The following is a 15,494-nucleotide window of genomic DNA, read 5'->3' on the forward strand; positions in this document are numbered from 1 at the left end:
TCAAACAATCGTTTTCAGTTTGAAATATGCTATTGAATTCATTTCAATTCATTTTTTCCTCCACACTAGTACATGCGGGGATAATTTCCTAATATAATTAAAATTAAAGATAATAAAAATTCTTTTTTTAAATAAAATGGTTTTTTTAATTTTTGTGAATTTAAGTAATTTTTCTTAAATAACATATTATTTTTATTTTCCGTTTTTAAACAACAATCTAAATCATTACTCAATTCACTAATTGTCCGATAGCGATCATTAATATTCTTAGCAGTTGCCTTCAAAATAATATTTTCTAAACTCTGTGGAATATTCTTATTAATTTCATGAATTAATGGCATTGGTTCTTTAATATGTTTAGCGGCTAATATTTGTGGATTTTTATGAAAAAAAGGTGGTTTACCAACTAATAATTCATATAATATAATACCCAAAGCATAAATATCACTTTGAATTGTTGGTTTTTGAAATTTTACTACTTCTGGAGCAATATATTTCATTGTTCCTACAACTTGATTAGCGTGTTTTTTAACTTCATAATCATCAATAACAGCAATACCAAAGTCTAAAACTTTAATTGCTCCACTACTAGTTAAAATAATATTTTCGGGTTTTAAATCACGATGAATAATATTGACTGAATGACACGCATTAACCCCTTTTAAAATTTCTTTCATAATAACTATAACTTCATTAACTGATAAAACTGAATAATTACTTAAATATTCTTTTAATGTTTTACCTTCTAATAATTCAAAAACTAAGCATCAATCTTTCTTATCAATAAAAACATCATATACCAAAATAACATTGGGATGTCTAACTCTAGATACTGCTCTAATTTCTTGCAAAAATCGTTCTTTTATTAAGTCCTCTAGTGGTGAAATTGGATTAATTACTTTTAAAGCAACTTGCCGATTTAAATATTTATCTTGTGCTTCATAAACTTTAGCCATACCACCCGAACCAATAATTTTTAAAATATGATAACGATTATTCAATAATTTATTTATTTCCATTAGTTTCACCATTACTTTTAAATTTATTTTTTAAAAATTACTAACTTATTTATAATTTATATTTTACACAAAAATATCAAAAGACTAAAATTTTATTTCCATTAATAATGCAGTAACATTATCATTTGAAACATTAAGTAATGCTTGCTTAATTAATAATTTAACTTTATTATTAATATTTCCATTTTTTTCTAAAATATTAACTATTTCATATTCTTCTAAAAAATCATGAACACCATCACTAGTTAAAAGAAAATATGATGGAATTATTAATGGTAAATGAAAAATATCAGTTTTTAATGGCTTACGTGGACCAAGAGCACTAGTCAATGCCTTTCAATAAGTGTGATTTAAATCAACACTTGATTCTTTAGTTGTATTTTTTTGTAAATATAAATTTAAAATATTATGATCAACTGTTAACTGTTTTAATCCTTGTTCACTATATTGATAAATACGTGAATCACCAATATTTATTAAATAAGCTTTGTTATTAGTAATTAAAATTATTACCATAGTTGTTCCCATATCAAGCGCTTGTTCATTAATTAAACTAAAATTATTCATTTCAATTTGAATAATTTCTATCTTTTCTTGTAATCATGCATGAATTTGTTTATCATGTTTTAATTTAGTAAAATCTGTTGTTTCAAAAAATTTTTTTAACATACTAACAGCCATATTACTGGCCACTTCACCACATTTATGACCACCCAATCCATCACAAACAACACCAATAACTTGTCCGGTGTTATTTGTTAAATATAAAACGGCATCTTGATTATTTGTACGATAATTACCAACATCTGTTTTATAACTAGCATTTATTTTCATAAACTGTCCCCCTATATTCATTTTTTTAATTTACAAATATAAAATCCATCAGTATTGTTATTAAAACCAAAAAAATTGTTTTTCTGCAATGATTGTCATATCTGGGTGATTTTTAACAAAATTCTCAATTTGATTTTGATTTTCTTTAATATTGAAAGTACAAGTAACGTACACAACTATCGCTTCAGGTTGTAAAAGTTGATAAGCCTTATTTAATAATTTTGCTTGAACAGTAATTAACTGATTAATTTCTTCTTTACTTCAATTGATAAGTTTAACTTCTGGTTTTCTTTTAATTAAACCTCAAGCAGTACTAGGAGCATCAATTAAAATTTTGTCAAATTTATTATTAAAATCTAATATTGTAGAATCACCATATTTAAGTTCAGTATTTGTTACGCCTAATTTTTTTAAATAAGTAGCACCAATTTTTAATCGTTCTTCATTTATATCACAAGCAACTATCTTACCGTGATTAGACATTAAAGCTGCCATATGGGCTGTTTTACTAGCAATTCCTGCACACATATCTAATACTTCATCATATGGTTGTGGATCTAAAATATGACTAACTAACATACTTGCTTGATCTTGTTTAATAATTTCACCATTTTCATATAATTTTGTGTTAAAAATTGACTTTGAACTAATAATACCATCAGATACTATCTCGCTTAAACAAAAGTTAAAAGATTTATAATTTTCATTGTTTAACACTTTATTAACAGTAGTTTTTAATGTATTAACTCTAAAACTAATTAATGGCATTCTTAAGTTATCTTTTATCAATTGATTTGCAATATTAATACTAAATTGTGATTTTATTAAAGAGTATAATCAACTAGGATAACTATATTTAATTAATTTAATATTTTGTTTACTTTCTTTTTGTAAATTAAATTCTGATCTAAATTCAGTAAAACATAAATCTAATACTTTAGAAATAATAAATGTTAGTTTATTATCAATAATGCTTACTTTTTTTAAAGTATTTTCAATGAAAATTTCTTTATTAGTAATTTCTAAAAAATAGATTTCATATAAAACTATTCATAATAAAATAGTTATGTGAAAAGGAATAGTAATTACTGATTTCAAAACATTTCATATTTGATTTAATATATAATCTAAATAAATTTGATTTTTTAAAGTTCCTAGTACTATCTTTTCAATTGCTTCTTTTTCTGATAATGTTAGATTTTTATCTCGCATCATTTGTGCTAATAAAACATTACAATGACCTTTTTCTAGGATTACTTGTACTAGAATTTTATAAACATCATTTTGAATTATCATTATTTAACCCCACAGAATTTTTAATTATACATATATTATAACTTAAATTATATTTTTAATTTTGATAAGTATTTTACTACTATAACTATTAAAAAATGCATCATTACAATGCATTTTTAGTAATAAATTATTATTTTTAATAAAACCTGAGTTGTAAATATAAATGGGACAGTTTTTTAAAATAATTGTATTAAATCTATTGGTCTTTTATAAGAGAGCGATTTTCTGGGTGTAGAATTAATTTGAAATGCTATAAAATTTAAATCTTTTTGTTTATATGAAGATATATCTGTAGATTTTGGTAAATATCTTCTTAAAATACCATTATTATTTTCATTTAAACCCCTTTGGCAAGGTTTACCAGGATCTGCAAAATAAATTTTGACATTACAAATTTTTTCGATTAATCTTCATTTACTAAATTCTTTACCACGATCAAAAGTAATGGTTTTAACTGTTCCTTTTTGTAACTTTGAAATAAATTTTATTATACTTTTCGTAATATTTTCTGATTTATGATTTTTAGTTACTAAAGGAATTGTGGTTTTTGATCATATATCAGCCAAAGTAATAATAGAACTTTTATGATCTTTGCCAATGATAGTATCACCTTCTAAATGACCAAATTCTTGTATATTTTTAATATTAGGAATGATTAAATTTCTTTCATGAATAGACTTACAATTATTAATTTTGCCCCTAGTTTCTTTTTGTTTGTGAGATTTATTTTTGCCTTTTCTCAATAAGTTATTTTCATCAAAACCCATTCGATTTGTTTTAAACATGTTATATAAAGTTTTTGTTGAAATACTTTTTATTTTATTTTCCTTTAAAAAGTTAGCAATTATATCAAGAGCATACTTTTTAGTAATTAACAAATGATTAATACTATTAATTTCTGTTAAAGTTAAAATTATTAATTTTCTGCCTGCATTTTGTTTATTTTTTTGAAATTGATTCAATATTTCTAATGGCAATAAGTTTTTATTTAATAATCTACAAACTCTATGTACAGTTGATTTACTATAATCAACAATTTTTGCTATTTTACGAATCGAAAATCCATAATTTTTATATTCTTTTATGGCTATTATTGATTCAATACTCAGATACTTATACATTGCGCTAATTCCTTTCTTTTCTTAATTATAGAACTAACACAATTTAATTTTTATATAAGTGTCCTTTTTAAGTTTACAATTAAAGATTATAAAACATAAGTCTTAATAGGTAATTTTAAAGATATTGTTTTAAAAATTTAAATTTGTTTTTTTACTTATATTTTATTTAAACATTTAATATTTTAATCTTTTAATTTTCACAAAAAATCTTGATATTACTTTTAATTTAAAATTAAAAGTAATATTTTTATATCAGGGGTGATTTTTTTGTGACTAATAATGAATTAATTGATGTTTTAAAAAACAAAAAAGATGAAGAATTTATAAAAATTATTAGACATTTTAAAAATAGAATTAAACAAATTGAGAAAAAAGAAAAATTAGATGCAATTGATAAAAAACTTAAAGAAAAAGGAATTCAATGTCCAAATTGTAAATCTTATTGATGTGTAAAAAATGGTTTTAAGAATAATAAGCAAAAATATTTATGCAAAGATTGTAAAAGTAGCTTTGATGCTTTAAGAAATCATTTTTTACATTGAAGTCATTTATCTCATGAACAATGAGATTGAATAATTTGATTGTCATTGTTAGGTCAATCTGCTTATACTATTTCTCAATTTGCTAAAATTTCAAAAACATCAGCATGATTTAATCGTCAAAAATTTATGAAATCATCACAATTAGCAAAAACACAAAAACCATTCACAAAATTAAAAGGTAGAATTGAAATTGATGAAACTTTTATCAAAGAAATTCATAAAGGAAATTTCAAAAATCCAGATGATCCAAGAAAAAAATGAATTGAAGAAAATGCTAAAGATTTAAACTGTTGTATTGAAATGGCAATTGATGAAAATAAAAATATTTATGCTCAAACAACAAATACTAAAAGATTAACAAAAAAATGAGTACAATAAAATTTAACATCTAAGCTTATCGAAGAAAAATCAATTATAGTTTGTGATATGCAAATACTATATGATACAGTAGCTAAACAAACAAAATGTACTCTCAAGAAATTTAAATCAAAAGAAAATAAAGAATTAAATTATAAAAATTTAAGTAATATCAGTAAAATACAATCAAGTTTAAAATAATTTATTACTCATTATCATGGCATTGGATTTACCAATATTCAAAATTACCTCAATTTATGAAAATTTAAATACCAACATTATAAAATATCACCTTATGCAAAATCTGAAGCATTATATTTCGGTTTGTAAAAAAAATAAATCCCAAAATTAAATAAAATCAAATTTTAGGCCAGGTTGATGATTTTTTTTATGGCTTTTATCCCTTTATGTACTATTTTTAAATTTTATCACATAAATGGAGATAAAAGCCTACCTAGGAAATTATCCCCGCATGTATTTAAATCAAACACAAAATTACAGTTTCAAAACTAGGTATGTTATTGAATTTATATGCTGATTCTTTTGCATATAAATGAATATTGTGCTTTGAAACTCTTATGTGTGTTCGGAAAGTTCGTCGGATGTGCTTTCATGCTGATTCAATCTGGTTTGTGTTTACACCTGTTGGTGACACATACCCAACTTCATGATTTACGATTTCATGTTTGGGATAGAAGTTTTTGAAACTTACATATCCCTTCCAAGAATCCGTAAATAGACAGCACTCAGTAAAAATGTGTTTCAATGCAAATCTTAAAAGGTTTTTTTCATCTGCATTTTTCAGCACCTTCACAATTAGTTTGTTGCTGGTTTTCTCATAAACTCCAACAATCAAAGTTTTATTCAACAAGGATCTTCCTTGTTTTTTAAAACCTAAATGTGAAAGATACATTTCATCCATCTGTGCTGTGCCATCAACAATGAAACCTGCATCTTGATTTCCAATTCTAGTCCTGATTTCACGACACATTCTTCAAGCTGTTTTATAGGTCACACCCAATTCCCTTGCAACATCGGTTGCTGGTATGCCATGCTTTGTGTTTATTCATCTAAAGATGAGATAAAACCAAGATGTCATTTGGGTCTGTGACTTATAAAAAATGGTTCCATAAAGAATACTAAATGTTTGGTTACAGTTCAAACATCGTATTCTTCTCAAATCAGAAGCATTCAAACTAGAAGAAGCACACCTGATGCATTTCATTATTTTAAACTTCGCTATATATTTCAAACAATCGTTTTCAGTTTGAAATATGCTATTGAATTCATTTCAATTCATTTTTTCCTCCACACTAGTACATGCAGGGATAATTTCCTTTTTTATTTCATCAAGAGTTTTTTTGAAAATTAAAATTTTAATCTGTGTAGTTTAATAATTTTTTGAGTTGTTCATTAGTTGCAGTTGAAAGTGAAAGTATTGAAATAAAATATAAATATTTGTTTTCTATTAAATCTTTTCTAACTTTATCAATTTGTTTTCAAAAATCTTCGATTTCTTTTTTGCTTAAATTTTCATCATTAATGATGAAATTACCATTAGTGTCTATTTTTGTTAGTGATCTACTAGCAATTAAGATTGGTCTGATTTTTAAATTCATAATTTTTAAAATTACATCTGTTACTAAGTTATTGTTATCGGAAGTTAATAATATTTGTTTACTTTCATCAAAAGTATTTTTAATACTTTTAATTGCTTCAGAAACTCTTCCTTCGGATTTATTTATTAATATTGAACTTGTCAAAATTATAAAAAAATTTCAGGCAATTTTTGTTGGTTTTTTATTAACTCCACTTTCTGATTTTAGAATTTTTTTAAATAAATTTATATCAACATCTCTAATAAATATTTCTTTAAAATATTTTCTTAGTTTTATTTTTAATTCTTTTTTCGTTCCTATGATTTGACTAAAATCATTTGAAGAAAGTATTCTTTTAACTTTGTTTTTTTTGTTTATAATTCTTTAATTGTAAAATTAAAAAGGACACTTATATAAAAATTAAATTGTGTTAGTTCTATAATTAAGAAAAGAAAGGAATTAGCGCAATGTATAAGTATCTGAGTATTGAATCAATAATAGCAATAAAAGAATATAAAAATTATGGATTTTCGATTCGTAAAATAGCAAAAATTGTTGATTATAGTAAATCAACTGTACATAGAGTTTGTAGATTATTAAATAAAAACTTATTGCCATTAGAAATATTGAATCAATTTCAAAAAAATAAACAAAATGCAGGCAGAAAATTAATAATTTTAACTTTAACAGAAATTAATAGTATTAATCATTTGTTAATTACTAAAAAGTATGCTCTTGATATAATTGCTAACTTTTTAAAGGAAAATAAAATAAAAATTATTTCAACAAAAACTTTATATAACATGTTTAAAACAAATCGAATGGGTTTTGATGAAAATAACTTATTGAGAAAAGGCAAAAATAAATCTCACAAACAAAAAGAAACTGGGGGCAAAATTAATAATTGTAAGTCTATTCATGAAAGAAATTTAATCATTCCTAATATTAAAAATATACAAGAATTTGGTCATTTAGAAGGTGATACTATCATTGGCAAAGATCATAAAAGTTCTATTATTACTTTGGCTGATATATGATCAAAAACCACAATTCCTTTAAGTAACTAAAAATCATAAATCAGAAAATATTACGAAAAGTATAATAAAATTTATTTCAAAGTTACAAAAAGGAACAGTTAAAACCATTATTTTTGATCGTGGTAAAGAATTTAGTCAATGAAGATTAATCGAAAAAATTTGTAATGTCAAAATTTATTTTGCAGATCCTGGTAAACCTTGCCAAAGGGGTTTAAATGAAAATAATAATGGTATTTTAAGAAGATATTTACCAAAATCTACAGATCTATCTTTTAATTTTCAAAAAAACTCTTGATGAAATAAAAAAAATCATCAACCTGGCCTAAAATTTGATTTTATTTAATTTTGGGATTTATTTTTTTTACAAACTGAAATATAATGCTTTAAATTTTGCATAAGGTGATATTTTATAATGTTGGTATTTAAATTTTCATAAATTGAGGTAATTTTGAATATTGGTAAATCCAATGCCATGATAATGAGTAATAAATTATTTTAAACTTGATTGTATTTTACTGATATTACTTAAATTTTTATAATTTAATTCTTTATTTTCTTTTGATTTAAATTTCTTGAGAGTACATTTTGTTTGTTTAGCTACTGTATCATATAGTATTTGCATATCACAAACTATAATTGATTTTTCTTCGATAAGCTTAGATGTTAAATTTTCTTGTACTCATTTTTTTGTTAATCTTTTAGTATTTGTTGTTTGAGCATAAATATTTTTATTTTCATCAATTGCCATTTCAATACAACAGTTTAAATCTTTAGCATTTTCTTCAATTCATTTTTTTCTTGGATCATCTGGATTTTTTAAATTTCCTTTATGAATTTCTTTGATAAAAGTTTCATCAATTTCAATTCTACCTTTTAATTTTGTGAATGGTTTTTGTGTTTTTGCTAATTGTGATGATTTCATAAATTTTTGACGATTAAATCATGCTGATGTTTTTGAAATTTTAGCAAATTGAGAAATAGTATAAGCGGATTGACCTAACAATGACAATCAAATTATTCAATCTCATTGTTCATGAGATAAATGACTTCAATGTAAAAAAATGATTTCTTAAAGCATCAAAGCTACTTTTACAATCTTTGCATAAATATTTTTGCTTATTATTCTTAAAACCATTTTTTACACATCAATAAGATTTACAATTTGGACATTGAATTCCTTTTTCTTTAAATTTTTTCTCAATTGCATCTAATTTTTCTTTTTTCTCAATTTGTTTAATTCTATTTTTTAAAATGTCTAATAATTTTTATAAATTCTTCATCTTTTTTGTTTTTTAAAACATCAATTAATTCATTATTAGTCACAAAAAATCACCCCTGATATAAAAATATTACTTTTAATTTTAAATTAAAAGTAATATCAAGATTTTTTGTGAAAATTAAAAGATCTATCTTCATATAAACAAAAAGATTTAAATTTTATAGCATTTCAAATTAATTCTACACCCAGAAAATCGCTCTCTTATAAAAGACCAATAGATTTAATACAATTATTTTAAAAAACTGTCCCATTTATATTTACAACTCAGGAAAATTGGATTAATAAATTGTTCTCAATTTAAATTATAATCACAACAAACAATTACTAATTGTTTAATATCACTATTTTTCATAATTTGTTAACATCGCAACTTGTTTTTTTACTGAATTATCACTATTTAATAAATAACTACCCGCTACTAGGTAATTAGCACCAGCAGCAATACAATCATTTGCTGTTAAATTATTAATGCCACCATCAACAGCAATTGTAATATTTGGAAAATTATTATCGATATGTTTTACTAACATTTTAATTTTATTAATAGTTAAATCTAAAAAACGTTGTCCACCCGCACCTGGTTGCACACTCATAATTAAAATTGTATCAAGATCTTTCAAATAATCATAAATTTTTGAAATTGGTGTATCAGGATTAATGGCAATTCCTTTTTTAAAACCAGGGTTTTTTCACTGCAGAAATTCTTTTAATTGTTCGTCTGTTAATGCTTCATAATGCAAAGTAATATTTTTAACTTGCGGTAAAATTATAAATGGTTTTAAATAATAACATACTTTTGATGTTGTTATCTTTACCATCATATGACAATCAATATTGATATTAGAACTAAATTTACATACATCACTTAATATTTTTGCACCAAAACTTAAATTTTCAACAAAATGATGATCCATAACATCAAAATGAATTCAATTAATTCCTGCATTTTGTAAATTTAATAAATCATCTTTTAAAGATAGAAAGTTAGCAGTTAAAATGCTAGCGGCAATTGTTACTTCTTTTTTCATATATTACCATCCTTTATTTTAAATTATTAATTTTATTTAATTCTATTAAAATTTTACAATAATCTTCATAAAAAAAACTAGAAATTATTTTATTTGAAACTGCTTTTTTAATTGCACATTCTGGTTCTTGCTGATGTAAGCAAGTACGAAACTTACAATTTTGTCAAATATTAGTAAAACTAGGAAAATTAGTAGCAATATCAATACTACTTAGACCTTGTAACTGAAAGACCGAAAAACCAGGTGTATCTGCAATAATACCATCATGTAAAAAATAAAGGCGATTTTTAGTTGTGGTATGTTTACCACGATTTAAACTTGTAGAAATATCCTGTGTTCATAATTTTAAATTATTATCCAAACTATTTAAAGTTGAACTCTTTCCCACTCCTGAAGTACCTGTTAATATTGATAACTTGTTTGTAAAAACTTTTTTTAAATCTTCAATACCGTTTTTTTTAACATTTGAAATAAAAATTGTTGGTAAATTTAAATTCTGATATGCTTTAACTTTTGTTCAAACTTCATTATCTTTAGTTACCAAATCAATTTTTGTAAATATTAAAATTATTTTTAAATGATAATAATTAAAAATAATTAATAATTTATTTAATAGAAAACTACTAAGAAAAGGATTAACAAGAGAACTAACAATTAATACTTGATCAACATTAGCAATGCTTGGTCGATATAGTTCATTAAATCGAGGTAAAATTGATTCAACCAAAGGATTTTTATCATCTTTAAAATTAACTTTAACATAATCACCAACTAAAATTTTTGCTGTTTGAAATTTTAAATTTCCTTTGATTAAACAAGAAAAAATTTGATTTTCAATTCTTACTTCAACAAAGTTATTTGCAACTACAATAACTATTCCTTGTTTAAAATTCATAGTGTCCTCCAATTAATATAAAATTAATATGCTTATAATAACACCAATAAGTAATAATATAATTAAAATTAAAGATAATAAAAATTCTTTTTTTAAATAAAATGGTTTTTTTAATTTTTGTGAATTTAAGTAATTTTTCTTAAATAACATATTATTTTTATTTTCCGTTTTTAAACAACAATCTAAATCATTACTCAATTCACTAATTGTCCGATAGCGATCATTAATATTCTTAGCAGTTGCCTTCAAAATAATATTTTCTAAACTCTGTGGAATATTCTTATTAATTTCATGAATTAATGGCATTGGTTCTTTAATATGTTTAGCGGCTAATATTTGTGGATTTTTATGAAAAAAAGGTGGTTTACCAACTAATAATTCATATAATATAATACCCAAAGCATAAATATCACTTTGAATTGTTGGTTTTTGAAATTTTACTACTTCTGGAGCAATATATTTCATTGTTCCTACAACTTGATTAGCGTGTTTTTTAACTTCATAATCATCAATAACAGCAATACCAAAGTCTAAAACTTTAATTGCTCCACTACTAGTTAAAATAATATTTTCGGGTTTTAAATCACGATGAATAATATTGACTGAATGACACGCATTAACCCCTTTTAAAATTTCTTTCATAATAACTATAACTTCATTAACTGATAAAACTGAATAATTACTTAAATATTCTTTTAATGTTTTACCTTCTAATAATTCAAAAACTAAGCATCAATCTTTCTTATCAATAAAAACATCATATACCAAAATAACATTGGGATGTCTAACTCTAGATACTGCTCTAATTTCTTGCAAAAATCGTTCTTTTATTAAGTCCTCTAGTGGTGAAATTGGATTAATTACTTTTAAAGCAACTTGCCGATTTAAATATTTATCTTGTGCTTCATAAACTTTAGCCATACCACCCGAACCAATAATTTTTAAAATATGATAACGATTATTCAATAATTTATTTATTTCCATTAGTTTCACCATTACTTTTAAATTTATTTTTTAAAAATTACTAACTTATTTATAATTTATATTTTACACAAAAATATCAAAAGACTAAAATTTTATTTCCATTAATAATGCAGTAACATTATCAGTTGAAACATTAAGTAATGCTTGCTTAATTAATAATTTAACTTTATTATTAATATTTCCATTTTTTTCTAAAATCCTGAGTTGTAAATATAAATGGGACAGTTTTTTAAAATAATTGTATTAAATCTATTGGTCTTTTATAAGAGAGCGATTTTCTGGGTGTAGAATTAATTTGAAATGCTATAAAATTTAAATATTTTTTTATATGAAGATAGATCTGTAGATTTTGGTAAATATCTTCTTAAAATACCATTATTATTTTCATTTAAACCCCTTTGGCAAGGTTTACCAGGATCTGCAAAATAAATTTTGACATTACAAATTTTTTCGATTAATCTTCATTTACTAAATTCTTTACCACGATCAAAAGTAATGGTTTTAACTGTTCCTTTTTGTAACTTTGAAATAAATTTTATTATACTTTTCGTAATATTTTCTGATTTATGATTTTTAGTTACTAAAGGAATTGTGGTTTTTGATCATATATCAGCCAAAGTAATAATAGAACTTTTATGATCTTTGCCAATGATAGTATCACCTTCTAAATGACCAAATTCTTGTATATTTTTAATATTAGGAATGATTAAATTTCTTTCATGAATAGACTTACAATTATTAATTTTGCCCCTAGTTTCTTTTTGTTTGTGAGATTTATTTTTGCCTTTTCTCAATAAGTTATTTTCATCAAAACCCATTCGATTTGTTTTAAACATGTTATATAAAGTTTTTGTCGAAATACTTTTTATTTTATTTTCCTTTAAAAAGTTAGCAATTATATCAAGAGCATACTTTTTAGTAATTAACAAATGATTAATACTATTAATTTCTGTTAAAGTTAAAATTATTAATTTTCTGCCTGCATTTTGTTTATTTTTTTGAAATTGATTCAATATTTCTAATGGCAATAAGTTTTTATTTAATAATCTACAAACTCTATGTACGGTTGATTTACTATAATCAACAATTTTTGCTATTTTACGAATCGAAAATCCATAATTTTTATATTAGACTTGGTGCAAAACCTTTAATTTTAACAATTTAACGATTATTATTAATATTAAAGGTGATGGTTATTATGTTGAAAAAATATAAAGATGATCAAGAATTTTATAGTTTAGTCGGCATAAAGCCACAAACATTTTATAAAATGCTTGAAATTTTAAAAATTGCTGAGTCTAAACAAAAATATTATGGTGGTAGAAAAAATAAAATTGTAATTGAAGAGCGTTTATTAATGACTTTAGAATATTGAAAAGACTATAGTAGTTATAGAGTTATTGCAAAAAGATATAATATTAGTCATACTAGTTGCATTCGTAATATTTTTTGAATTGAAAATATTTTAATAAAAAGCGGAATTTTTAATTTACCTGGAAAAAAAGATTTAACAAAAAATAAAGGTACTAATAATAATTTGTTAGCTATTGATGCTACTGAAACTCCAATTGAAAGAATTAAAAAAAACTAAAATTACTTTTTTCGGGCTTTAATTGTAAAATTAAAAAGGACACTTATATAAAAATTAAATTGTGTTAGTTCTATAATTAAGAAAAGAAAGGAATTAGCGCAATGTATAAGTATCTGAGTATTGAATCAATAATAGCAATAAAAGAATATAAAAATTATGGATTTTCGATTCGTAAAATAGCAAAAATTGTTGATTATAGTAAATCAACCGTACATAGAGTTTGTAGATTATTAAATAAAAACTTATTGCCATTAGAAATATTGAATCAATTTCAAAAAAATAAAAAAAATGCAGGCAGAAAATTAATAATTTTAACTTTAACAGAAATTAATAGTATTAATCATTTGTTAATTACTAAAAAGTATGCTCTTGATATAATTGCTAACTTTTTAAAGGAAAATAAAATAAAAAGTATTTCGACAAAAACTTTATATAACATGTTTAAAACAAATCGAATGGGTTTTGATGAAAATAACTTATTGAGAAAAGGCAAAAATAAATCTCACAAACAAAAAGAAACTAGGGGCAAAATTAATAATTGTAAGTCTATTCATGAAAGAAATTTAATCATTCCTAATATTAAAAATATACAAGAATTTGGTCATTTAGAAGGTGATACTATCATTGGCAAAGATCATAAAAGTTCTATTATTACTTTGGTTGATATATGATCAAAAACCACAATTCCTTTAGTAACTAAAAATCATAAATCAGAAAATATTACGAAAAGTATAATAAAATTTATTTCAAAGTTACAAAAAGGAACAGTTAAAACCATTACTTTTGATCGTGGTAAAGAATTTAGTAAATGAAGATTAATCGAAAAAATTTGTAATGTCAAAATTTATTTTGCAGATCCTGGTAAACCTTGCCAAAGGGGTTTAAATGAAAATAATAATGGTATTTTAAGAAGATATTTACCAAAATCTACAGATCTATCTTCATATAAAAAAATATTTAAATTTTATAGCATTTCAAATTAATTCTACACCCAGAAAATCGCTCTCTTATAAAAGACCAATAGATTTAATACAATTATTTTAAAAAACTGTCCCATTTATATTTACAACTCAGGATTTACTTTACCTTTTCGTTTTTTACAATCTTCACCATATTTATACATATTATTAATTTTAATACCAAGAATAATTCCTGATCATATCGCACAAGGTGTATTAGCACAAATTATAACTAAATCTTTCATTAAAATTGTTGATTCAGATCCACCATGATATGATAAATGAATAATGCCCCATAATACTCATAAACTGTTAGCTGTTGTATAAAGAATAAATGTAAGTAAAGAAATACCATCTGTTTTTTTAGTTTTTATTGTTTTTAAAGACTGTGGACAAAATGCTATAACAGCAATAAGTGCTCCAATAATCCCTATTATAGTAATAATTCATCATTCAGTATTTGCCATTATTTTTATTCCTCCAAAGTTTTAGCATTTTCGCCCAACGTTTTCATATTTTTTACTTTAACATAAATAATACAATTAGTTGCAGTCATTGTTACTGTATACGGTATTATTAAGGTAGAACCTCAAATTGCAATTTCAAGAGTATCAGCACCTTCTGGTCACATTACTGGTAATGTTACTGAAAGTATTCCAAATATCAAGAAAAAAAGATTAGCAATATTATAAATAATATAAGTTGATAAGATTATATGTTTAGTTTCCTTAGTTTTTATTGTTTTTATTGCTTGTGGAATAAATGTTATAATAGACAATATTCCGGCTAAATAACCTATAATTCCAATAAAAGTTTGCATTTTCATCCTCCATTAAATTTTAAAAATATTTTAGTAGTTTTTTTAAAACTATTAATATACTTATTTCTTGTTTTATTAACAATAACATTATTTTACTTTTAATAATTTAAAATAGAAAGTGTTTAGTTAATATT

The 15,494-nt window shown here is 23.2% G+C and carries 16 protein-coding genes and 4 pseudogenes; 6 read left to right on the plus strand and 14 right to left on the minus strand.

Translation table 4 applies throughout. The features are described 5' to 3' along the window. Nucleotides 1-65: 65 nt before the first annotated feature. From AAHM78_RS11660 to AAHM78_RS11675, 4 genes are all read right to left on the minus strand, one after another. On the minus strand, nt 66-1,019 hold the full coding sequence (locus AAHM78_RS11660) for a serine/threonine-protein kinase (protein ID WP_342253283.1): 954 nt from the start codon (nt 1,017-1,019) through the stop codon (nt 66-68). 84 nt (nt 1,020-1,103) lie between these two features. Beyond that, complete coding sequence (locus AAHM78_RS11665) at nt 1,104-1,853, minus strand: protein phosphatase 2C domain-containing protein (protein WP_342253284.1); 750 nt, start codon at nt 1,851-1,853, stop codon at nt 1,104-1,106. Nucleotides 1,854-1,913: 60 nt separating this feature from the next. Next, nucleotides 1,914-3,149 carry a methyltransferase domain-containing protein gene (locus AAHM78_RS11670; protein ID WP_342253285.1) on the minus strand — a complete coding sequence of 412 codons (1,236 nt, stop codon included), beginning with the start codon at nt 3,147-3,149 and terminating at the stop codon, nt 1,914-1,916. A gap of 176 nt (nt 3,150-3,325) precedes the next feature. Further along, a complete protein-coding gene (locus AAHM78_RS11675) occupies nt 3,326-4,270 on the minus strand; it encodes an IS30 family transposase (RefSeq protein WP_342253286.1) in 945 nt (314 codons plus the stop codon). Between the two features lie 269 nt (nt 4,271-4,539). Here AAHM78_RS11675 and AAHM78_RS11680 point away from each other — a divergent pair, with 269 nt between their 5' ends. After that, on the plus strand, nt 4,540-5,190 hold the full coding sequence (locus tag AAHM78_RS11680; RefSeq protein WP_342253287.1) for an IS1/IS1595 family N-terminal zinc-binding domain-containing protein: 651 nt from the start codon (nt 4,540-4,542) through the stop codon (nt 5,188-5,190). A gap of 48 nt (nt 5,191-5,238) precedes the next feature. Continuing rightward, entirely contained in the window at nt 5,239-5,370 is a 132-nt protein-coding gene (locus tag AAHM78_RS11685; RefSeq protein WP_342252884.1) for a hypothetical protein, read from the plus strand. Nucleotides 5,371-5,647: 277 nt separating this feature from the next. On the opposite strand, the gene AAHM78_RS11690 is transcribed toward AAHM78_RS11685, so the two are convergent. Next, on the minus strand, nt 5,648-6,364 hold the full coding sequence (locus AAHM78_RS11690; protein WP_342253288.1) for an IS1595 family transposase: 717 nt from the start codon (nt 6,362-6,364) through the stop codon (nt 5,648-5,650). Nucleotides 6,365-6,545: 181 nt separating this feature from the next. Then, on the minus strand, nt 6,546-6,932 hold the full coding sequence (locus AAHM78_RS11695) for a hypothetical protein (RefSeq protein WP_342253289.1): 387 nt from the start codon (nt 6,930-6,932) through the stop codon (nt 6,546-6,548). A 302-nt stretch (nt 6,933-7,234) separates the two neighbouring features. Between AAHM78_RS11695 and AAHM78_RS11700 the strand changes: the two are divergent. Continuing rightward, nucleotides 7,235-8,147: pseudogene (locus AAHM78_RS11700) on the plus strand (IS30 family transposase). 147 nt (nt 8,148-8,294) lie between these two features. Here AAHM78_RS11700 and AAHM78_RS11705 read toward each other — a convergent pair. Together AAHM78_RS11705 and AAHM78_RS17125 are read right to left on the minus strand one after the other, a co-directional pair. After that, a complete protein-coding gene (locus AAHM78_RS11705; protein ID WP_342253291.1) occupies nt 8,295-8,807 on the minus strand; it encodes a hypothetical protein in 513 nt (170 codons plus the stop codon). Beyond that, nucleotides 8,767-9,066 (minus strand): IS1/IS1595 family N-terminal zinc-binding domain-containing protein, encoded by a 300-nt coding sequence (locus tag AAHM78_RS17125; protein WP_425289810.1) that lies wholly within the window; start codon nt 9,064-9,066, stop codon nt 8,767-8,769. The genes AAHM78_RS11705 and AAHM78_RS17125 overlap by 41 nt, the downstream gene beginning before the upstream one ends. A 123-nt stretch (nt 9,067-9,189) precedes the next feature. Between AAHM78_RS17125 and AAHM78_RS11710 the strand changes: the two are divergent. Next, nucleotides 9,190-9,321: pseudogene (locus tag AAHM78_RS11710) on the plus strand (IS30 family transposase); the annotation flags it as partial. A 103-nt stretch (nt 9,322-9,424) separates the two neighbouring features. On the opposite strand, the gene AAHM78_RS11715 reads toward AAHM78_RS11710, so the two are convergent. The 4 genes and pseudogenes from AAHM78_RS11715 to AAHM78_RS11730 all read right to left on the minus strand — a co-directional run. Beyond that, entirely contained in the window at nt 9,425-10,111 is a 687-nt protein-coding gene (locus AAHM78_RS11715; RefSeq protein WP_342253293.1) for a ribulose-phosphate 3-epimerase, read from the minus strand. A 13-nt stretch (nt 10,112-10,124) separates the two neighbouring features. After that, a complete protein-coding gene (gene rsgA, locus AAHM78_RS11720; protein ID WP_342253294.1) occupies nt 10,125-11,006 on the minus strand; it encodes a ribosome small subunit-dependent GTPase A in 882 nt (293 codons plus the stop codon). Nucleotides 11,007-11,018: 12 nt separating this feature from the next. After that, nucleotides 11,019-11,990: a serine/threonine-protein kinase gene (locus AAHM78_RS11725; protein ID WP_342253295.1), complete on the minus strand. Its 972-nt coding sequence runs from the start codon at nt 11,988-11,990 to the stop codon at nt 11,019-11,021. A 229-nt stretch (nt 11,991-12,219) separates the two neighbouring features. Further along, nucleotides 12,220-13,117, minus strand: a pseudogene (locus AAHM78_RS11730) (IS30 family transposase); the annotation flags it as partial. A gap of 71 nt (nt 13,118-13,188) precedes the next feature. Between AAHM78_RS11730 and AAHM78_RS11735 the strand changes: the two are divergent. Both AAHM78_RS11735 and AAHM78_RS11740 read left to right on the plus strand, forming a co-directional pair. Continuing rightward, entirely contained in the window at nt 13,189-13,581 is a 393-nt protein-coding gene (locus tag AAHM78_RS11735) for a transposase family protein (RefSeq protein ID WP_342252835.1), read from the plus strand. A gap of 101 nt (nt 13,582-13,682) precedes the next feature. Then, nucleotides 13,683-14,625 (plus strand): annotated as a pseudogene (locus AAHM78_RS11740) (IS30 family transposase). Between the two features lie 19 nt (nt 14,626-14,644). Here the strand turns inward: AAHM78_RS11740 and AAHM78_RS11745 are convergent. Beyond that, entirely contained in the window at nt 14,645-15,007 is a 363-nt protein-coding gene (locus tag AAHM78_RS11745; protein ID WP_342253297.1) for a SemiSWEET family sugar transporter, read from the minus strand. A gap of 5 nt (nt 15,008-15,012) precedes the next feature. Next, nucleotides 15,013-15,360 carry a SemiSWEET family sugar transporter gene (locus AAHM78_RS11750; RefSeq protein WP_174481527.1) on the minus strand — a complete coding sequence of 116 codons (348 nt, stop codon included), beginning with the start codon at nt 15,358-15,360 and terminating at the stop codon, nt 15,013-15,015. Between the last annotated feature and the right edge of the window lie 134 nt (nt 15,361-15,494).

The organism is Spiroplasma endosymbiont of Zeiraphera isertana (assembly GCF_964030805.1).
GTDB lineage: Bacteria > Bacillota_I > Bacilli_A > Mycoplasmatales > VBWQ01 > Spiroplasma_E.